Source organism: Streptomyces sp. SudanB182_2057, assembly GCF_964272715.1.
In the GTDB taxonomy this organism is placed as follows: domain Bacteria; phylum Actinomycetota; class Actinomycetes; order Streptomycetales; family Streptomycetaceae; genus Streptomyces; species Streptomyces rubradiris.
This window is the reverse complement of the sequence record NZ_OZ186798.1, coordinates 6,451,681-6,471,306: the sequence shown is the minus strand read 5'-3', so window position 1 is coordinate 6,471,306 and position 19,626 is coordinate 6,451,681. Positions and strand designations below refer to the sequence as shown.

Sequence of the window (19,626 nt, the reverse complement as noted above, 5' to 3'; positions counted from 1 at the left end):
GCCCCGCCCTGCCAGGGGGCTCACCGGAAGGCGTCCAGCCCGGTGAGCGCCTTGCCCAGCACCAGCTGGTGCATCTCGACGGTGCCCTCGTAGGTGAGCACCGACTCCAGATTGGTCGCGTGCCGCATCACCGGGTACTCCAGGGAGATCCCGTTGGCACCGAGGATCGTCCGCGCCGTACGGCAGATCTCGATGGCCTCGCGGACGTTGTTGAGTTTCCCGAAGCTGACCTGTTCCGGACGCAGCCGCCCGGCGTCCATCCGCCGCCCCAGGTGGTGGGCGAGCAGAATCCCCTTGTGCAGTTCCACGGCCATGTCGGCAAGCTTGGCCTGGGTGAGCTGGAAGCCGCCGATGGGCCGCCCGAACTGCTCCCGTGACGTCGCGTAGTCCAGGGCCGCCTCGAAGCTGCTGCGGGCGGCGCCCATCGCGCCCCACACGATGCCGTAGCGGGCGTGCGAGAGACAGCTGAGCGGTCCGCGCAGCCCGGTGACCTCCGGCAGCACGGCGCTGCCGGGCAGCCGTACGTCGTCCAGGACCAGTTCGCTGGTGACCGAGGCGCGCAGGGACCACTTGTGCTTGATCTCCGGCGCCGAGAAGCCGGGGCTGTCGGTGGGCACGACGAAGCCGCGGATGCCCTCCTCGGTCTGCGCCCAGACCACGGCCACCCCGGCGACCGAGCCGTTGGTGATCCACATCTTGCGGCCGCTGAGGACCCAGTCGCCGCCGTCGCGCTTGGCGTGGGTGCGCATCGAGGCGGGGTCGGAGCCGTGGTCGGGCTCGGTCAGCCCGAAGCAGCCGATCACCTCGCCGGCCGCCATGCGCGGCAGCCACTGCCGCTTCTGCTCCTCGCTGCCGAACCGGTGGATGGCGTACATCGCCAGGGAGCCCTGCACGGAGACCAGCGACCGGATGCCCGAGTCGGCCGCCTCCAGCTCCAGGCAGGCCAGGCCGTACTGCACGGCGCTCGCGCCCGCGCAGCCGTACCCGGTGAGCGACATGCCGAGGGCGCCGAGCGCGCCCAGTTCGCGGGCGAGGTCCCGGATGCCGGGCAGCTCGCCCTTCTCGTACCAGTCGGCGACGTACGGCAGGACACGGTCGGCCGCCCAGTCGCGGACCGTGTCCCGGATCGCCAGGTCCTCCGGTTCCAGCAGGTCGTCGATGCCGAGCGGGTCGGCGGCATCGAACGGGGGCAGCTTCGCGGACGCGGACATGGGACACCCTCCGGAACGGAAACGCGACAAAAACTAGCAGCGCTAGTCACGGCTCTCCGGCCGACGTTACGGTGGAGCGTCCCACACGTCCAGAGCGGACCGGCAGGGTGCCGCGCGCGAGCCGATCCGCACGATGGCTCATGCCCGGGCACGCTCGCCCGCGCCTCCCGGCGGGGCCGGGGTCAGGCGGTGACCCGGGGTGTGGTGGCGGCCGGCTCCGCCTCCCGGGGGGCCGGCAGCTCCACCTCGCCGCCGTCCGGTTCCTCCCCGCACTGCATGACCCACGGCAGCCGCAGTGCCAGCACCGCGCCCAGCAGCAACAGCCCCGCGCTCACCAGCAGCGTGACGTGCAGCCCGTGCACGAAGGAGTCGCGCGCCGCCCGGCGCAGCGCGGCCCCGGCACCCCCGCCGAGCCGCCCGGCCACCTCGTAGGCCTCGCCGAGCGAGTGGCCCGCCGCGTCCGCCGCGGGCCGGGGCACGCCGGGCACCGCGCGGAGCCCCGGGGCGTAGGCCGCGTTCATCACGCTGCCCAGCAGCGCGATGCCGAGGCCCGCGCCGAGCTGGTACGAGGTCTCGCCGATCGCCGCCGCGCCGCCGGCCCGGCCGGCCGGGGCCTCGCTCAGCATCGACTCGTAGGCGCCGAAGAGGGTGGTCTCCAGGCCGAAGCCCAGCAGCACGAACCCGGCCAGCAGCAGCGGCGGGTCGTCGGTGCCGCCCATCTCGGTCAGGACCAGCACCGCGGCGGCCGTCAGGCAGAACCCGGCGCACACCATCCGGCGCGGCCCGAAGCGGCGCAGCACGCGGGCGCCCGCCAGGCCCGCCGCCATCGCCGCGACGGTCAGCGGCAGCAGCCTCAGGCCGGTCTCCAGCGGGGACAGCCCGAGCACCAGTTGCAGGTACTGCGCGGCGACCAGTTCCAGGCCGACCAGCGCGAGCATGGCCAGCACGATGCAGCCCACCGAGGTGCCGAACGCGGGCCGGGCGAACATCCGCAGCTCCACCAGCGGGTGCGGATGCCGCCGCTGGCGCCGTACGAAGAGGAAGAGGAGGGCCGCGCCGGCCAGCAGGGGCAGCACGGTGACCGGGCTCGCCGCCGCCTCCCCGCCGCCGAGCCGTTTCACCCCGAGGACGCAGCCGAAGAGCCCGCCCGCCGCGAGCAGCGCGCCGGTCACGTCCCAGGGGCCGCTGTCCGTGCCCCGCGACTCCGGCAGCAGCATCCGGCCCACCGGAAGGCTGACCAGCATCAACGGGATGTTGACCAGGAAGACCGAGCCCCACCGGAAGTGCTCCAGCAGGAACCCGCCGAGCAGCGGTCCCACCGCCGCGCCGACCGCCGCCACCGCGCTCCAGACGCCGATGGCGAGGGCGCGCTCGCGCCGGTCGGGGAAGACCTGCCGGAGGATCGACAGGGTCGCCGGCATGATCATCGCGCCGCCGGCGCCGAGCAGCGCGCGGGCCAGGATGAGCATCGGCGCGCTCCAGGCGAACGCGGCCAGGGCGGAGGCGACGCCGAAGAGGCCGTAGCCGAGCAGGAGCACCCGTCTGCGGCCGACCCGGTCCCCCAGGGTGCCGAAGAGGATCAGCAGCGAGGCGCAGACCAGCGGGTAGACGTCGACGATCCACAGCAGTTCCACGGCGCCGGGCCGGAGGTCCTCGGTGACGGCGGGGACCGCGACGTGCAGCACGGTGGCGTCGAGGGCGACGAGCAGCAGGCTCACGCACAGGACGACGAGGACGACCCACCGGTCGGCACCGGCCCCGGCCGCCCGACGATGCCGCCCGACGGCAGCCGTGGTCGTCCCGGACATGTACGTACCTCCCAGATGATCCCTCGCGCGGGGCGGACCGACGGGGTGGGGACTGACCGTCGTACGGCCGGAGCGAGCGGTGTCTCCGGCCCACGCGAACCCACGCGAGTGACTCGTCAGCGTACGCGAGTCGGCCGGGCGGACACGTGGCGGACCTCTCACACGCACGAGGCAACCCGTGTGGCGTACCGCACGTCACCGACCCTTGACCGCGACCCGGCGGCCGGTCCGGTGCGCGGCGCGGTCGATAATCGAGCCCGTGAGCGATCTTGAAACGCGCGCGGTCCCGGCCCGTGCCCCCCTCCCGCGCCGGGCGGTCCCGGCCCTGCTGGGCTACGCGGCGGTCCGCGCCCTGGGGCTGGCGGTGCTGGCCGGCTGGAGCGCCGCGCGCGGCAAGAGCGCCTACACGCTGCTGACCGCGCGCTGGGACTCGCTGTGGTACACGGGGGTCGCCGAACTGGGCTACGGCTACGAGCTGCGGCTGCCGAACGGGGACGTCCACTCCAACCTGGCGTTCTTCCCGCTGCTGCCCTGGCTGGAGCGGCTGCTGCACGCCCTCACCCCGCTGTCGTACGCGGACGCCGGGTTCGTGGTGAGCCTGCTGGCCTCGCTCGCCGCCGCGGCCGGGATCTTCGCCGTGGCGGACCGGCTGTACGGCCCCCGGGCCGGCTTCTTCGCGGTGCTGCTGTGGGCGGTGCTGCCGGTCGGGATCGTGCAGTCGATGGCGTACAGCGAGTCGCTGTTCACGGCGCTGGCGGCCTGGTCCCTCTACGCGGTGCTGACCGGGCGGTGGGTGAGCGCGGGTGTGCTAGCGGCGCTGGCGGGACTGACCCGGCCGGTGGGGGCAGCGGTGGTCGCCGCGGTGTGGACGGCGGGCGTGATCTCCTTCGTACGGGACCGCGGCACGCGCGACGCACCGGGCGCACACCGTGACGCCCACGCCCCCGGCGCGCACGGCCCCGATGCCCCCTCCCCCGGCGCGTCCGTGCCCGGTGCTCCCGCCCGGCGGCGCCTGCTCGGCATGCTGCTCGCCCCGCTCGGGGCCGGCGGGTACGTGCTGTGGGTCGGCCACCGCACCGGCGCGGGTCCGCTCGGCTATCTGGACGTCCAGGCCGGATGGCGCAACGGCTTCGACGGCGGCTACGCCTTCGCCCGCTTCGTGGCCGGCCGGTTCACGTCCTTTCCGTCCGCCCTCGCCGGCCTCGGCCTGATCGCCGGCGTGGCCCTGCTGATCTGGCTGTACGTCACCTGCGTGCGCCGGCGCCAGCCGGCCGCGCTGCTGGTGTACACCGGCGTCGTCCTCGCCCTCGCCCTGTGCGCCTCCAGCTACTTCGGTTCCAAGCCACGGCTGCTGCTGCCCGCCTTCCCCCTGCTGCTGCCGCTCGCCGGTGCCCTGGCCCGTCGGCGCCCGCCGGTCGCGGCCCTGGTCACGGCCGGTCTGGCGGGCGCGGCGGCGGTCTACGGGGCGTTCTGGCTGAACGGCTCCGGGCCGCCATGATCGAATCCGTCGGCCCGGTGACGTCCGGGAGAATTCCACGCCAGGAACGGGTTAACGCATTCATAAGCGCCATATAAACAACACCCGGCGTGATCAAAGGAATTGGCCCGATCGGACTCCCCGGATTGCGGAATCGCGGGAATTCTGGCCGCCCTTGAGAGGTTTCCCACATCACATCGTCATCACAAAGCAGCAGTTTCGACCGGGAACACCGCTCACTCGCTGTAACGTCGATTGGGTGCGTACCGAACGAAACCTCACCCGGCGTCTGGACCGGGTGTTCGCCAGACTGGACCGGGAGCCGGAACGACCGGCCCACATCGATATGCCGCGGATGAGCCGGCACCGGGTCGTGCTGTTCTCCGCGACCCTGGCCTTCTACCTGGCGATCGTGTGGGCCGTCGTGACCACCTCCTGGCTCGTCCGGCTGGACTGGCAGGTCATGTTCTTCCGGCCGTACCAGCAGTGGCCGGAGATCCACGCGTTCCTCGACTACTACGTGGTGCTGGGCCAGCGCGGCCCCACCGCCGTGATGGTCGCGGCCTGGCTCGGCTGGCGCTCCTGGCGGCAGCACACCGTGCGCCCGCTGCTCACCCTCGCCACCTCGCTGCTGCTGCTGAACGTCACCGTCGGCGCCGCCAAGATCGGCATGGGACGGCTCGGCCCGCACTACGCCACCACGATCGGCTCGAACGAGATGGGCCTGGGCGGCGATATATTTCCCAGCGGCCACACCGCCAACGCGGTCGTCACCTGGGGCATCCTGGCCTATCTGGCCTCCACCCCGAGAGCGCGCCGCTGGCTGTCGGCCCTCTCCGCGGTCACCTCGCTCGGCGTCGGCCTCACCACCGTCTACCTCGGTACGCACTGGCTGAGCGACGTGTTGCTGGGCTGGGCCGCCGGCCTGCTGATCCTGCTCGCCCTGCCCTGGTTCGAGCCGCTGATCGCCAGGGCCGAACTGTGGCTGTTCGAGCTGCGCGACCGCTGGCGCGCCCGCCGCGGCCGGCCCGAGCCGACCGTGCCGGTCGCCCCGGTCGCGCTCCGGCCGCTCGGCCCCCCGGCGGAGCAGCCGGCCCCGGCCCGCGAACCGGTCGCCCCGACCCGCGCCTCCCGGGGCCTCGCGCACCTGGCTCCGGGACCGCACTCCATCCGGTCGGAGCGCACCCCGGTCACCCCGGCGGGCAGCCGTCGCCCGCCGCACGCCGACCGCGTCCCGCGCGGCACGAGCCAGCCGGCCCGCCCCCTGACGGGCGGCTGACGGAGGGTCGGGCGACGGGTCCGGTACGCACCACCTCCCCCGCGCCGGTACGACGAAGGCCCCGCTCCTGCGACAGGAGCGGGGCCTTCGTCGTACCGGCGCCGGGTCACCCCCTCCAGGCCCGGCTCACCCGGCCGTCCCGCACCTCGAAGTTCAGCCGTCCAGCCCGGTACTCCATGGTGATGATCGCGCCCGGCGGCAGCGACCGCACCGTGGTCCAGCCGCGTCGCCGGGCGAGCCGTTCGGCGGGGGCGGCGTCCAGGCCGACGTAGTCGTCCGGATTGTCCTGGGGCTCCGCTGGCGGAGTGGGAATCGGTGCCATACGGCCACGCTAGCCGGGCCCGGCCGGGCAGGAGAAGCGGCCGCCGCCTCAAGGAGAAGCGGCCGTCCCCGGTCACATCTCCGTCACAGCTTCCCCTCCCGGGTTTTGTCCGAAGTCCGTCACACGTGCGGGGGGTTTCCGTTCGGCTTACCGGGGTAATCGAACAGAATTCACGCGTGTCGGACGGCGCCTTCGAATTCCCCGGCGGAAAGTGCCGCAGTGGGGATCGGGGCGGACCCGGGGCGCGATTCCCCGCGCAATCCGGTGCGGTGCCACGGCATCTGACGCCACATGGGAAATTCACGGATCCGGCGCGACCGCCGGCCGCGCCCCGCCCCGGTGCACGCCCCGGCGCACGGCCCGGCGGGCATCTCGGCGGCCGCTCCCGGGTACCCGCCCGCGGGCCGGGGGCGACCGGCAGGCGGGCCCGGGGCGCGACGACGCGAAGGGGCGAGCGATGGGGACCGAGACCGCAGGGGTGACGGCACGTCCGGCGGAGCGCCACCGGGCCGGCCGAGTGGTGGTGGACTGGCTCTCCACCACCGACCACAAGAAGATCGGTCATCTGTATCTGATCACGGCGTTCGGCTTCTTCCTGGCCGGCGGGGTCATGGCCCTGCTGATGCGCGCGGAACTCGCCCGGCCGGGACTCCAGCTGATGGACAACAACCAGTTCAACCAGTTGTTCACGCTGCACGGCACGATCATGCTGCTGCTGTTCGCGACCCCGAGCTTCGCGGGCTTCGCCAACGAGCTGATGCCGTTGCAGATCGGCGCCCCGGACGTGGCCTTCCCCCGGCTGAACATGCTGTCGTACTGGCTGTTCGCCTTCGGCGGGCTGATCGTGCTGGGTTCGCTGGTGGTGCCGGACGGACCGGCCGCCTTCGGCTGGTTCGCCTACGCGCCGCTCAACGACGCCCACCACTCCCCCGGCGTCGGCCCGGACCTGTGGATCATGGGCCTGGCGCTGTCCGGCTTCGGGACGATCCTGGGCGCGGTCAACTTCGTCGCCACGATCATCGGGATGCGGGCGCCGGGCATGACGATGTTCCGGATGCCGATCTTCACCTGGAACACGCTGTTCACGTCGATCCTGATCCTGATGGCGTTCCCGGTGCTGGCGGCGGCGCTGCTGGTGCTGGAGTCGGACCGGCGGTTCGGCTCGCAGGTGTTCCAGGCGGCGAACGGCGGGGCGCTGCTGTGGCAGCACCTGTTCTGGTTCTTCGGGCATCCCGAGGTCTACATCATCGCGCTGCCGTTCTTCGGGATCATCACGGAGATCATTCCGGTGTTCAGCCGCAAGCCGGTCTTCGGCTATCTGACGCTGGTCGGCGCCACGATGGCGATCACCGGGCTGTCGATGGTGGTGTGGGCGCACCACATGTTCGCCACCGGCGCGGTACTGCTGCCGTTCTTCTCGCTGATGTCGTTCCTGATCGCGGTGCCGACGGGGGTGAAGTTCTTCAACTGGACCGGCACGATGATCAAGGGCTCGCTGTCCTTCGAGACGCCGATGCTGTGGGCGATGGGCTTCCTGGTGACGTTCCTGCTCGGCGGTCTGACGGGGGTGATCCTGGCCTCGCCGCCGCTGGACTTCCACGTCACGGACTCGTACTTCGTCGTCGCCCACTTCCACTACGTCGTCTTCGGCACGGTCGTCTTCGCGGTCTTCGGCGGCTTCTTCTTCTGGTGGCCGAAGTTCACCGGCAAGATGCTGGACGAGCGGCTGGGGAAGATCCAGTTCTGGACGCTGTTCATCGGCTTCCACGCCACTTTCCTGGTGCAGCACTGGCTGGGCGCCGAGGGCATGCCGCGCCGGTACGCCGACTATCTGGCGGCCGACGGCTTCACCGCGCTGAACACGGTCTCGTCGATCGGCTCCTTCCTGCTCGGCCTGTCCACGCTGCCGTTCCTGTACAACGTCTGGAAGACCGCCATGTACGGCGAGAAGGTCCAGGCCGACGACCCCTGGGGCTACGGCCGCTCGCTGGAGTGGGCGACCTCCTGCCCGCCGCCCCGGCACAACTTCGTCACCCTGCCCCGCGTCCGCAGCGAGTCCCCCGCCTTCGACCTGCACCACCCGGAGTACGCGGGCGAGGCCCCGCAGCCCGAGCCGAAGGGGCATCAGGCGCGGGAGTCATGAGGCCGGGTGCCGGACGCGGACGGCCGCCGCCCCCGGCTGGGGCGGCGGCCGTTTCCGTCCACCGTGTCCGGCGCTCAGAGCGCGAGGCGCTGACCGGGCACGATCATGTCGGGGTCGGCGCCGATGACGGCCCGGTTGGCGGCGTAGATCCGCTGCCAGGTGGTCCCGTGCCGGGCGGCGATGGTGCTCAGGGTGTCGCCCTCGCGGACCGTGTAGTCACCGCGGGAGGCGCTGCGGCCGGAGCCGGCCGCCGGGCGCTCCGGGGCCTTCGCCGGGGCGGACCGGGTGGGGGCGGGCTGCGAGGGGGCGGACTTCGTCGTCGCGCCGCCGCTGTGGGCCGCCGTGCCCGGGGAGCCGGTGCGGGCGGCCGTCGGGGCCGCGCCGGAGGCCCCGGCCCGCGCGGAGCAGACCGGCCAGGCGCCCCAGCCCTGGGCCTGCTGGACCCGGGTGGCGACGGCGATCTGCGCGCTTCTGGAGGCCTGGTCGGCCGTCGGGGCGTAGGCGGTGCCGCCGTACGCGCGCCAGGTGCCGGCGGAGAACTGGAGCCCGCCGTAGTAGCCGTTGCCGGTGTTGATGTGCCAGTTGCCGCCGCTCTCGCACCGGGCGATGCGGTCCCACACCCCGTTGTCCGCCGCGGCGGCGTTGCCGGTCGCGGCCAGCAGGCCCAAGGGGGCCAGCAGGGCGGCTCCCGCCAGGGTGGCCGCGGCGCGGCCCTTGCGGATGCCCTCGGAACGGGCGGGGTGACGGGTGGTATCGGCACACTCGGACATACGTTTCCCTCTCCACGAACCCGGGCTCCCCCGGGCGGAACGCGCCGGACCCCGCACGACCGGGGTCCCTCGCGCCCGCCCCGTCCGCCGCGGCCGGTGTCGGCGATCGTGCTCTGCCTGACGCCGGCCGGCGGACGTACCCGAGCGGTGCTCGTTGCACACGGCCGAGGAATCTAGGGAGGTCGAGCGGCCGGAATCAACCAACTCACCGTTGTGCCAGGCCAGTTGCCAGTTACCGGCGGTAGCGCCTTTTTCCGGCCACCCACTACATGCGGCGATGTGCGGATATGCCCACCACCGCCTCGCGGCGGCCTGTGAGTCACCTCACCCTTTCAAGTGCCCTCGCCATACAAGAAGTTGACGGTGTGTGGCGGATTCCGCACCCAAGGTGACCGGGCGCGGGGGAAGGCGCGAACCAGTCCTCCCCGGGGCGTGACTCCCACCACAGCACGCCCGTTGTCTTCTTCATGAGCCCGCAACCCCGGGGCTCAGCGACCGGGAGCCACCCGGCCGACACCAGCACCGCATCCCGAGGGAGCCACCCGTGCCGCGCATGCTCGACGTCAGTGACGCCGTACGCGCCGAGATCGGCGACGAAGAAGCCGAACGGCTGCTCGCCGGAGAGAACGCCCCGGGCAGTTACGACTGCACGTCCTGCCGCACCCCGGGCGACTCCGAGCAGGAGCGCACCAGCACCGTACTGTTCGTCGGCGACGAGACCGCCGTCCTCGCCTTCGCCCACGCCGGCTGCCTGCCCTCGCAGGTCGTGCGGGTCACGGAGGAGCAGTTGCGGGGCGCCGTCCGGTCCATCGGCGTCGTCGACGAGGCGCCGGCCGGCGGCGAGCCGCAGCGGTCCGTGCCCGAGCAGGCGGTGCTCGGCGTGACCAGCGGACTGGTCCTGGTCGACGGCGAGTTGCACCCCGCGCTCGTGGTCGAGCCCACCTCCGCGATCGTCCGGCCGGGCACGGACGGACCCGACGACGAGTTCCTCACGCTGCTCCTCGAACAGGGCTTCACGCCGGTGTCCGAGCTGTCCGGCGTCCCCGAGGTGCTGCACGGCTGGTCCGTGCTGCTGGCCGTGGGGCAGCTGCACGCGGTGCTCCAGCCGGGCGGCGACGGCGGCCGGCCGGTGGCCTGGTGGCAGGCGCATCAGCCGCTCCAGGTGACCGACGGCTGGCGGGCCGCCGCCAACAAGCACCAGCAGGTGCTGATGTTCGCGGCGCCGGTGGGGTCCATCGGACGGCAGCCGCGGGAGGACCTGCTGCGGGAGGCGCTCGACAAGGCCGCCGCGCAAGGGAAGCTGGTCGCCGCGGCGCTGCCTCTCGCCGGCACGTGAGGCTCGCCCGCCGGGCGGGCCGCCCCTGAGGAGCCGTACGACCGCATCCCTTTGGAATTCCGGTCGTTTGGACATACGTGCACGCATACGACACACCGCCCCGTCGGTCCTTCTCCTCCGTGCCGCCCGCCCGGGCGGCACAGGAGCCTTCCGGTGGACCGTCGGCCACACCGATCTACGACACGCTCTACGCCGAGTGGGTCAAGACCTTCCGCACGCTGCCGGGGGACCGCAGCGGTGAGGAGGAGCTGAGGTTCAGCGCCTTCGGGGACTTCCCGGACGGCAGCAGCAGATACGGCGGCCACCGGGCGGGGACGTTCAGCAGCTCCTACAGCGCCTACAGCGCGGGGGCCTACAGCGCCCGGCAGCAGTCGCAGTGGCAGCGGGTCGGCACGCTCGGCCGGCAGCAGGACTCCTCGGCGCCGTACGTCCCGGCGGCCGCCCTGCCACCGGGGCAGCGCCGCGGCGCGTGAGACACCCCCCCGCACACGACGGGCGGCCCCCGGTGAACCGGGGGCCGCCCGTCGTGTCGTACCGCCGTTACTTCTTCTTCGCGCCGCGCTTCTCGCGCACCCGCACCGAGATGTGGATCGGGGTGCCCTCGAAGCCGAACTCCTCGCGCAGCCGGCGCTCGATGAAGCGCCGGTAGCCCGCCTCGATGAAGCCGGAGGCGAACAGCACGAACCGCGGCGGCTTGGTGCCGGCCTGGGTGCCGAACAGGATCCGCGGCTGCTTGCCGCCCCGGATCGGGTGCGGGTGGGCCGAGACCAGCTCGCCGAGGAAGGCGTTCAGGCGGCCGGTGGGGACCCGGGTCTCCCAGCCCGCGAGGGCCGTCTCGATCGCCGGGACCAGCTTCTCCATGTGCCGGCCGGTGCGCGCCGAGACGTTCACCCGGGGCGCCCAGGCGACCTGGCCCAGCTCGGTCTCGATCTCCCGCTCCAGGTAGTAGCGGCGCTCCTCGTCGAGGGTGTCCCACTTGTTGAAGGCCAGGACGATCGCGCGGCCCGCCTCGACGGCCATGGTGACGATCCGCTGGTCCTGCACCGAGATGTTCTCGGAGGCGTCCAGCAGGATGACCGCGACCTCCGCCTTCTCCACCGCGGCCGCCGTGCGCAGAGAGGCGTAGTAGTCGGCGCCCTGCTGGAGGTGGACCCGCTTGCGGATGCCGGCGGTGTCCACGAACTTCCAGGTCTTGCCGCCGAGTTCGATCATCTCGTCCACCGGGTCGCGGGTGGTGCCCGCCAGCTCGTTGACGACGACGCGCTCCTCGCCGGCGACCTTGTTCAGCAGCGAGGACTTGCCGACGTTCGGGCGGCCGATCAGGGCGATCCGGCGGGGGCCGCCGATGGCGGTGCCGAAGGACTGCTCGGGCGCGTCCGGCAGCGCCTCCAGGACGGCGTCGAGCATGTCGCCGGTGCCGCGGCCGTGCAGCGCCGAGACCGGGTGGGGCTCGCCGAGGCCGAGGTTCCACAGATAGGAGGCGTCCGCCTCGCCGCTCGGGCCGTCGACCTTGTTGGCGCACAGCACGACCGGCTTGCCGGCCTTGCGCAGCAGCCGGACGACCGCCTCGTCGGTGTCGGTCGCGCCGACCTTGGCGTCCACCACGAAGACGACCGCGTCGGCCGCCTCGATCGCGTACTCGGCCTGGGCCGCCACGGAGGCGTCGATGCCGAGGACGTCCTGCTCCCAGCCGCCGGTGTCGACGACCTTGAAGCGGCGCCCGGCCCACTCGGCCTCGTAGGTGACGCGGTCGCGGGTGACGCCCGGCCGGTCCTCCACGACCGCCTCGCGGCGGCCGATCATCCGGTTCACCAGAGTCGACTTGCCGACATTGGGGCGGCCGACGACGGCGAGCACGGGCAGCGGACCGTGGCCCGCCGCCTCGATGGCGCCCTCGACGTCCTCGATGTCGAAGCCCTCTTCCGCGGCGAGCTCCATGAACTCCGCGTACTCGGCGTCGCCGAGAGCCCCGTGCTCGTACTCGTGCTCGGCCGAGCCGTCGGGCTGGATGTCGTCGTTCATGAAGTCCGTACCTCGTCGTTCATCGGTGGTGATCGGTGGGCCGGCCCGGTGGGGGCTGATCCACTACTCAAGTCAAGTGTCGCCTAGCGCCCGGTCAGGCGCCTGGCGTTTTCCAGGTGGCTGGTGAGCTGTTTCCGGATCCGCTCGGTCGCCGCGTCCAGCGCCGCGCGCGTCCGCCGGCCGCTGCCGTCACCCGCGTCGAAGGGGTCCCCGAAGACCACGTCGACACGGGACCGCAGCGGCGGCAGCGCCTTGATCAACCGGCCGGGACGATCCGCGCTTCCCAGGACCGCCACCGGGACGATCGGCGCCCCGCTGCGGACCGCGAAGTAGGCCAGTCCGGCGCGCAGCGCGGCGAAGTCGCCCTCGCCCCGGGTGCCCTCCGGGAAGATGCCCAGCACTCCCCCGTCCGCCAGCACGCCGAGGGCCTGGGAGATCGCGCCCCGGTCGGCCGTGGCGCGGTCCACCTTCAGCTGGCCGATGCCGGTCAGGAAGGGGTCCAGCGGGCCGACGAAGGCCTCCTTCTTGATCAGGAAGTGCGTGGGGCGGGGTGCCACGCCCATCACCATCGGTCCGTCGATGTTGTGGGAGTGGTTCACGGCGAAGATGACCGGGCCGGTGGCCGGCACCTTCCAGGCGCCGAGCACCCGCGGCCGCCACAGGCCGTACATCAGGCCGACGCCGATGCGGCGGCCGACCTCCGCGCCCCGCTGCGAGGGCACCGGCGCGAGCGTCACTTCCCGGCCCGCTTCTCCTCGACCAGGGTGACGACGCACTCGATGACCTGGGCGAGGGTCAGCTCGGTGGTGTCCACCTCGACGGCGTCGCCGGCCTTGGCGAGCGGCGAGGTCTTGCGGCTGGAGTCGGCCGCGTCCCGCTTGATCAGGGCCTCGCGGGTGGCGTGGACGTCGGCGCCCTTCAGCTCGCCGCTGCGGCGGGCCGCGCGGGCCTCCGGGGAGGCGGTGAGGAAGATCTTCAGGTCGGCGTCCGGCAGGACGGTCGTCCCGATGTCCCGGCCCTCCACGACGATGCCGTGCTCCGCGGCGGCGGCCAGCGAGCGCTGGAGCTCGGTGATCCGGGTACGCACCTCGGGCACCGCGCTGACCGCGCTGACCTTGGAGGTGACCTCCTGGGTGCGGATCGGGCCGGACACGTCGACGCCGTCGACCGTGATGGTCGGGGCGGCCGGGTCGGTGCCCGAGACGATCTCCGGCTTGCCCGCGACGGCGGCGATGGCGGTCGGGTCCTCCAGGTCGATGCCGTTGGTCACCATCCACCAGGTGATCGCCCGGTACTGGGCGCCGGTGTCCAGGTAGCTGAGGCCGAGCTGCGCGGCGACGGCCTTCGACGTGCTCGACTTGCCCGTGCCGGAGGGACCGTCGATCGCGACGATCACGGGCCTGGCGGTCGGGGCGGCGCCGTTTTCCACGGGGGGACACCTTCCTGGTGCGGTGCGGGCGGGGTGCGGGGAGCGAGAGCGCCCCGCACAAGGTTACTGGGTGCGGGTCACTCGTCCGGACGTACGCGGGCGGCGGGACCCGGCGGCGGACGAGCGCACGCGGGCGGCGGCGGGCGGGCCGCGACGCGCGGGTGCTACTGGCGCAGCGCCCAGCCCCGCTCCCGCAGTGCCTCCTTCAGCGCCGTCTGCGCCTGGGGCTCGACCATGAGCTGGACCAGGCCGGCCTGCTGTCCGGTGGCGTGCTCGATGCGCACGTCCTCGATGTTGACGCCGGCCCGGTCGGCGTCCGCGAAGATCCGGGCGAGCTGGCCGGGCTGGTCGTCGATGAGGACGACCACGGTCTCGTAGGCCCGCGGCGCGGACCCGTGCTTGCCGGGTACCCGCACCTGGCCGGCGTTCCCGCGGCGCAGCAGGTTCTCGATGCCCGCGCCGCCCTCGCCGCGCCGGGCCGCGTCGGCGGACTCCAGGTCGCGCAGCGCCCGGACCGTCTCCGTCAGGTCGGCGGCGACCTCGGAGAGCAGGTCGGCGACCGGGCCCGGGTTCGCGGACAGGATGTCGATCCACATGCGCGGGTCGGAGGCGGCGATCCGGGTCACGTCCCGGATGCCCTGCCCGCACAGCCGTACGGCGGACTCCTCGGCGTGCTCCAGGCGCGCGGCGACCATGCTGGACACCAGGTGGGGCATGTGGGAGACGAGGGCCACGGCGCGGTCGTGGGCGTCGGCGTCCATGACGACCGGGACGGCCCGGCAGTGCGAGACCAGCTCCAGGGCGAGGTTCAGCACCTCGGTGTCGGTGTCCCGGGTGGGGGTGAGCACCCAGGGGCGTCCCTCGAAGAGGTCGGCGGTGGCGGCCAGCGGGCCGGACTTCTCCCGGCCGGACATCGGGTGGGTGCCGATGTAGGAGGTGAGGTCCAGGCCGAGCGCCTCCAGTTCGCGGCGCGGGCCGCCCTTGACGCTGGCCACGTCCAGGTAGCCGCGGGCCAGGCCGCGGTGCATGGCGTCGGCGAGCACCTTGGCGACGTGGGCGGGCGGGGCGGCTACGATCGCCAGGTCGACCGGGCCGTCGGGCGCCTCGTCGGTGCCGGCGCCGAGCGCGGCGGCCGTGCGGGCCTGTCCGGGGTCGTGGTCGGCGAGGTGGACGGCGACGCCGCGCCGGGCCAGGGCCAGGGCGGCGGAGGTGCCGATCAGGCCGGTTCCGATGACGAGGGCGGTTCTCACTGGGCGATGTCCTTGCGCAGGGCCGCGGCGGCGCCGAGGTAGACGTGGGTGAGGTCGGTGCGGGGCTTGTCCGACTCGATGTGCGCGAGGATCCGTACGACCCGGGGCATGGCGCCCTCGATGTCGAGTTCCTGGGCGCAGATCAGGGGGACGTCGACGAGGCCGAGCCGGCGGGCGGCGACGGCCGGGAAGTCGCTGTGCAGGTCGGGGGTGGCCGTGAACCAGATGCTGATCAGGTCGTCGGCGGTCAGCCCGTTCCGGTCGAGGACGGCGGTGAGCAGCGCGCCGACCCGCTCCGCCATGTGACCGGCGTCGTCCCGTTCCAGTTGGACGGCTCCCCGGACCGCTCGTACCGCCACGGCGCTGCTCCTCGCTGACGTGCGTGTTTCGTTCTTGGTCCGTCCAGCGTAGTCAGCCGCGCGGTACGGGCGTGCGCCGACCGCGCACTGAGACCATGCGGAACGTCCGGTATCCACGGATATGTACGTCTGTACGGAGGTCTGACATGCCCCAGCCAGCGACACGGCGCACCGTTCTCGCCACGAGCGCCGGCGCGCTCGCCCTGGGCTGTGTGGGGTGCGGCGGCGACAGCGGCGCTTCCACGGCACCACAACCGCCCACGGCTCCGGCGTCCCCGCCCTCCCCCGCCGCCGAGGGCGGCGCCGGGGAGACGTCCCCCGCCGCGCGGGAGGCCGCCCCGGCCGGCGCACCGCTGGCCCGCACCGCGGACATCCCCGAGGGCGGCGGCAAGGTCTTCGAGGACCGGAAGATCGTGGTCACCCAGCCGGAGAAGGGCCGCTTCAAGGCGTTCTCGGCGGTCTGCACCCACCAGGGCTGCACGGTGACCCAGGTCACGGACGGCACCATCCTGTGCCCGTGTCACAGCAGCCGGTTCCGCATCACCGACGGCTCGGTGACCGCCGGCCCGGCGACCAGGCCGCTGACCGAGGAGCAGGTCATGGTGCACGAAAACTCTGTCTACCTGACCTGAGCCGCCCGCGTACGCTCCGGGGATGCAGCCGCTGGATCTGGTACGCGACCACACCGTCTACGCCTGTGTCATGGGCTCCCGCGCCTTCGGCCTGGCGACGGACGCCAGCGACACCGACCGGCGCGGGGTGTTCCTCGCCCCGACCCCGCTGTTCTGGCGGTTCGACAAGCCGCCGACGCATGTGGAGGGGCCGGGCGAGGAGCGCTTCTCCTGGGAGCTGGAGCGGTTCTGCGAGCTGGCGCTGCGCGGCAACCCGAACATCCTGGAGTGCCTGCACTCCCCGCTGGTGGAGCACGTGGACGACACCGGCCGCGAGCTGCTGTCCCTGCGCGGCGCCTTCCTGTCCCGGCAGGTCCACGACACGTTCACCCGGTACGCCCTCGGCCAGCGCAAGCGGCTGGAGGCCGACGTGCGCACCACCGGCGCCCCGCGCTGGAAGCACGCGATGCACCTGCTGCGGCTGCTGGCGGCCGCCCGGGACCTGCTGCGCACCGGCGAGCTGCGGATCGGCGTGGGCGAGCTGCGCGAGCCCCTGCTGGCGGTCCGGCGCGGGGAGGTGCCGTGGGCGCGGGTGGAGGCGTGGATGGCCCGGCTGGCGGACGAGACGGAGGAGGCCCTGCGGGGCAGTCCGCTGCCGGCCGAGCCGGACCGGGCGCGCGTGGCCGCCTTCCTGTACCGGGTGCGCCGGGCCTCAGCCCGCCAGGCGGAGCCGGACCACGAGGTCGTGCAGGGCGTCGTGGGCGGTGGCGGTGTCGGGCAGCGCTGAGCCGGCCTGCGCCTCGTCCAGCGCGGTGTGCAGCCGCTCCACGTCCGTCGCCACGCGGTCCCGGTCGACGTCGGCGCGGGCGTTCTCCCGCTCCCGCTTGGCGGCGATCAGCTCGGGCAGGTAGCCGGGCCCGCCCGCCAGCTCCAGGAGCGTGGGCAGATGCGCCTGGACCTCGCCGCTGCGCATGAGGTGGATGCCGGTGAGCAGCACCCGGAAGGTGTAGAGCAGCGGCTTGAGTTCGCCGGTCTTCTCGAACAGCCGCCACTGGGTCGCGGCGAACCCGCGGTAGTGGTGGGCGTGGTGGCTGGTGAGGACGCCGGGGGCGAGCGCGGTCAGCTCCCGGTGGGCCTCGCCGGTGTGCACGACCAGCGGGGAGAGCAGCTGCTCCAGCACATAGCCGTTGCGGCGGAGCATCAGGCGGGCGAACTTGCGCAGGTCGTGGGTGACGAGGTCCAGCTCGACGCCGTAGCGGACCCAGGTCCGCGAGCGGGTCTCCTCCGGCTCGCCCAGGCCGACGAGGTCGGCGGCGGGGAGCAGGTGGACGCCTCTGAGGTCCACGTCAGAGTCCTGCGAGGGGAAGCCGTACAGATGTGCTCCGGAGACGGTGGCGAACAGCAGGGGGTCGGGCTGTTCCCCGATCACCGGAGCCAGGTCTATGTCGAGGTCGTCGAGCATGGGCCTAAGCGTCCCAGAGCGTACCCAGGGCCAACAGGTCGCCTCGGTACTCGATCCGCTCCGTCCAGTCGGCGGGCCAGGCCCCGGCGCCCAGCCAGGCGCCCGCGAAGGCGCCGGTGAGGCAGGCGATGGAGTCGGAGTCGCCGGCGGTGCAGGCGGCCCGGCGCAGGGCGGTGACGGGCTCGTCGGGGAAGAGCAGGAAGCACAGCAGCCCGGTGGCGAGGGCCTCCTCGGCGATCCAGCCCTCGCCGGTGGCCAGGCAGGGGTCGGTCTCCGGGGAGACGGTCCGCACGGCCTCCTGGAGCCGGCCGAGGATCTCCAGGCACTCGTCCCAGCCGCGCGCGATGAAGTGCTCGGGGCCGGGGTCCTGGGCGCGGGTCCACAGGTCGCCGAGCCAGGTGTGGTCGTAGTGCGTGCGGCGTTCCAGGGCGTACGAGCGCAGCCGCCCGACGAGTCCGGCGGGGTCGGTGCCCCGGGCGAGCAGGTGGACGGCGTGGGCGGTGAGGTCGGAGGCGGCCAGCGCGGTGGGGTGGCCGTGGGTGAGCGCGGCCTGCGACTGGGCGGCTCCGGCGCGCTGTTCGTCACTGAGACCGGGGGCGAGGCCGATCGGGGCGACCCGCATGTTGGCGCCGCAGCCCTTGGAGCCGGTCTGGCTGGCGTCCTGCCAGGCCCGGCCCCGGTCGGTGAGCAGCTCGCAGGCCCGCAGGCAGGTGCCGCCGGGGGCGCGGTTGTTCTCCGGCGACCGGTACCAGTCCACGAATTCCGCGCGCAGGGGCCCTTCCAGCCCCCGGGGCGTCACGTCACCGCGGTCCAGGGCGGTCCGCAGGGCGCGGCCGACGGCGAGGGTCATCTGCGTGTCGTCGGAGACGAAGGCCCGCTTCGGCAGCTCCATCCCCCGCCAGGGCCCGCACTTGGCCAGGATCGACGGTACGTCGTTGAACTCGGTCGGGAAGCCGAGGGCGTCCCCGAGGGCGAGTCCGAGAAGTGCTCCGGTCGCCGGCTGTTTCGGCATGACACCGTCCCCCTTTATCGTCACCATGACAATAAAGGGGGACGGTGATCAAGCGCAAGGCGCGCTCTAGAGATCGACTTCCTTCATCAGCATGCCGACCTCGGTGTTCGACAGGCGGCGCAGCCAGCCCGACTTCTGGTCGCCGAGGGTGATCGGGCCGAAGGCGGTGCGCACCAGCCGCTCGACCGGGAAGCCGGCCTCCGCCAGCATGCGGCGCACGATGTGCTTGCGGCCCTCGTGCAGGGTCACCTCGACCAGGTAGTTCTTGCCGGTCTGCTCGACCACGCGGAAGTGGTCGGCGCGAGCGTAGCCGTCCTCCAGCTGGATGCCGTCCTTCAGCCGCTTGCCCAGGTCGCGCGGGATCGGGCCGACGATGGCCGCGAGGTAGGTCTTCTTCACGCCGTACCGCGGGTGCGTGAGGCGGTGCGCCAGCTCGCCGTGGTTGGTGAGCAGGATGACGCCCTCGGTCTCGGTGTCCAGCCGGCCGACGTGGAAGAGCCGGGTCTCGCGGTTGGTGACGTAGTCGCCGAGGCACTGCCGGCCCTCCGGGTCCTCCATGGTGGAGACCACGCCCGCGGGCTTGTTCAGCGAGAAGAACTGGTACGACTGGGTCGCCACGGTCAGGCCGTCGACCTTGACCTCGTCCTTCTCCGGGTCGACCCGCTTGCCCTGCTCGGTGACGATCTCGCCGTTCACCTCGACCCGGGCCTGCTCGATCAGCTCCTCGCAGGCCCGCCGGGAGCCGTAGCCCGCGCGCGCGAGGACCTTCTGCAGCCGCTCGCCCTCCTGCTCGGCGCCCGGGAAGGTCTTGGGCAGCTTGACGTCCTTCTTGCCCGCGTACCGCTCCCGGTTGCGCTCCTCGACCCGCGTCTCGTACTCGCGCGAGCGCGCCGGGGCCGTACGGCCGCCCTGCTGGGGCCGCTTCGGGCCGCCCTTGGAGCCGCCGCGCGCGGCACCGCCGCGTCCGGCCTTGGGGCCGTCCTTGGTGGCCCCGGGGCCCACGTCGTAGCGGCGCTCCTCGGGGCGGGGCTTGCGGGGCCGGCCCTGCCCCTGCTTCTGGTCCCTGTCGTTGCCGGCACCGCGGTAGTTACCGCGCCCGCCGCTCTTGCCGCTGCCGCTGCTTCGCATCAAGGTT

General features: G+C 73.1%; 19 protein-coding genes. 7 read left to right on the top strand and 12 right to left on the bottom strand.

The features are described from left to right. Nucleotides 1–20: 20 nt before the first annotated feature. Nucleotides 21–1,211 carry an acyl-CoA dehydrogenase family protein gene (locus tag ACSURM_RS28695; protein ID WP_436958690.1) on the bottom strand — a complete coding sequence of 397 codons (1,191 nt, stop codon included), beginning with the start codon at nt 1,209–1,211 and terminating at the stop codon, nt 21–23. A gap of 182 nt (nt 1,212–1,393) precedes the next feature. Next, entirely contained in the window at nt 1,394–3,019 is a 1,626-nt protein-coding gene (locus ACSURM_RS28690; RefSeq protein ID WP_436958689.1) for an MFS transporter, read from the bottom strand. A gap of 259 nt (nt 3,020–3,278) precedes the next feature. Between ACSURM_RS28690 and ACSURM_RS28685 the strand changes: the two genes are divergently transcribed. Next, nucleotides 3,279–4,517 (top strand): glycosyltransferase family 39 protein, encoded by a 1,239-nt coding sequence (locus tag ACSURM_RS28685; RefSeq protein WP_436958688.1) that lies wholly within the window; start codon nt 3,279–3,281, stop codon nt 4,515–4,517. Nucleotides 4,518–4,755: 238 nt separating this feature from the next. Then, the gene (locus tag ACSURM_RS28680) at nt 4,756–5,775 is read left to right on the top strand and encodes a phosphatase PAP2 family protein (protein WP_436958687.1); all 1,020 of its coding nucleotides are present in this window, start codon (nt 4,756–4,758) and stop codon (nt 5,773–5,775) included. A gap of 106 nt (nt 5,776–5,881) precedes the next feature. Here ACSURM_RS28680 and ACSURM_RS28675 read toward each other — a convergent pair whose 3' ends face one another. Next, a complete protein-coding gene (locus ACSURM_RS28675) occupies nt 5,882–6,097 on the bottom strand; it encodes an I78 family peptidase inhibitor (RefSeq protein ID WP_436958686.1) in 216 nt (71 codons plus the stop codon). Nucleotides 6,098–6,554: 457 nt separating this feature from the next. Here ACSURM_RS28675 and ctaD point away from each other — a divergent pair, with 457 nt between their 5' ends. Then, entirely contained in the window at nt 6,555–8,240 is a 1,686-nt protein-coding gene (gene ctaD, locus ACSURM_RS28670; RefSeq protein WP_436958684.1) for an aa3-type cytochrome oxidase subunit I, read from the top strand. A 74-nt stretch (nt 8,241–8,314) separates the two neighbouring features. Here ctaD and ACSURM_RS28665 read toward each other — a convergent pair whose 3' ends face one another. After that, a complete protein-coding gene (locus tag ACSURM_RS28665) occupies nt 8,315–9,010 on the bottom strand; it encodes a transglycosylase family protein (RefSeq protein WP_436958683.1) in 696 nt (231 codons plus the stop codon). A gap of 544 nt (nt 9,011–9,554) precedes the next feature. Here ACSURM_RS28665 and ACSURM_RS28660 point away from each other — a divergent pair. Together ACSURM_RS28660 and ACSURM_RS28655 are read left to right on the top strand one after the other, a co-directional pair. Continuing rightward, entirely contained in the window at nt 9,555–10,346 is a 792-nt protein-coding gene (locus ACSURM_RS28660) for a hypothetical protein (RefSeq protein ID WP_436958682.1), read from the top strand. A 77-nt stretch (nt 10,347–10,423) separates the two neighbouring features. Then, a complete protein-coding gene (locus ACSURM_RS28655; RefSeq protein WP_436958681.1) occupies nt 10,424–10,819 on the top strand; it encodes a hypothetical protein in 396 nt (131 codons plus the stop codon). 67 nt (nt 10,820–10,886) lie between these two features. On the opposite strand, the gene der is transcribed toward ACSURM_RS28655, so the two are convergent. The 5 genes from der to aroH all read right to left on the bottom strand — a co-directional run bounded on the left by der (nt 10,887) and on the right by aroH (nt 15,406). Further along, the gene (gene der, locus ACSURM_RS28650; RefSeq protein WP_359051296.1) at nt 10,887–12,368 is read right to left on the bottom strand and encodes a ribosome biogenesis GTPase Der; all 1,482 of its coding nucleotides are present in this window, start codon (nt 12,366–12,368) and stop codon (nt 10,887–10,889) included. Nucleotides 12,369–12,451: 83 nt separating this feature from the next. Beyond that, on the bottom strand, nt 12,452–13,039 hold the full coding sequence (locus ACSURM_RS28645) for a lysophospholipid acyltransferase family protein (RefSeq protein ID WP_436961203.1): 588 nt from the start codon (nt 13,037–13,039) through the stop codon (nt 12,452–12,454). A gap of 62 nt (nt 13,040–13,101) precedes the next feature. Further along, nucleotides 13,102–13,797: a (d)CMP kinase gene (gene cmk, locus ACSURM_RS28640; protein ID WP_436958680.1), complete on the bottom strand. Its 696-nt coding sequence runs from the start codon at nt 13,795–13,797 to the stop codon at nt 13,102–13,104. A gap of 164 nt (nt 13,798–13,961) precedes the next feature. Next, the gene (locus ACSURM_RS28635) at nt 13,962–15,047 is read right to left on the bottom strand and encodes a prephenate dehydrogenase (RefSeq protein WP_436958678.1); all 1,086 of its coding nucleotides are present in this window, start codon (nt 15,045–15,047) and stop codon (nt 13,962–13,964) included. After that, the gene (aroH, locus tag ACSURM_RS28630; RefSeq protein WP_436958677.1) at nt 15,044–15,406 is read right to left on the bottom strand and encodes a chorismate mutase; all 363 of its coding nucleotides are present in this window, start codon (nt 15,404–15,406) and stop codon (nt 15,044–15,046) included. The genes ACSURM_RS28635 and aroH overlap by 4 nt, the downstream gene beginning before the upstream one ends. Before the next feature lie 146 nt (nt 15,407–15,552). Here aroH and ACSURM_RS28625 point away from each other — a divergent pair, with 146 nt between their 5' ends. Beyond that, nucleotides 15,553–16,038 (top strand): Rieske (2Fe-2S) protein, encoded by a 486-nt coding sequence (locus ACSURM_RS28625; protein WP_436958676.1) that lies wholly within the window; start codon nt 15,553–15,555, stop codon nt 16,036–16,038. Between the two features lie 22 nt (nt 16,039–16,060). Continuing rightward, on the top strand, nt 16,061–16,804 hold the full coding sequence (locus ACSURM_RS28620; RefSeq protein WP_436958675.1) for a nucleotidyltransferase domain-containing protein: 744 nt from the start codon (nt 16,061–16,063) through the stop codon (nt 16,802–16,804). Here the strand turns inward: ACSURM_RS28620 and ACSURM_RS28615 are convergent. The 3 genes from ACSURM_RS28615 to ACSURM_RS28605 form a co-directional block, all read right to left on the bottom strand. Then, a complete protein-coding gene (locus tag ACSURM_RS28615; RefSeq protein ID WP_436958674.1) occupies nt 16,730–17,479 on the bottom strand; it encodes a nucleotidyltransferase domain-containing protein in 750 nt (249 codons plus the stop codon). The two genes, ACSURM_RS28620 and ACSURM_RS28615, sit on opposite strands and share 75 nt — an antisense overlap. 4 nt (nt 17,480–17,483) lie before the next feature. Further along, nucleotides 17,484–18,491 (bottom strand): ADP-ribosylglycohydrolase family protein, encoded by a 1,008-nt coding sequence (locus tag ACSURM_RS28610; RefSeq protein ID WP_436958673.1) that lies wholly within the window; start codon nt 18,489–18,491, stop codon nt 17,484–17,486. A 66-nt stretch (nt 18,492–18,557) separates the two neighbouring features. Beyond that, on the bottom strand, nt 18,558–19,619 hold the full coding sequence (locus ACSURM_RS28605) for a pseudouridine synthase (RefSeq protein WP_436958672.1): 1,062 nt from the start codon (nt 19,617–19,619) through the stop codon (nt 18,558–18,560). Between the last annotated feature and the right edge of the window lie 7 nt (nt 19,620–19,626).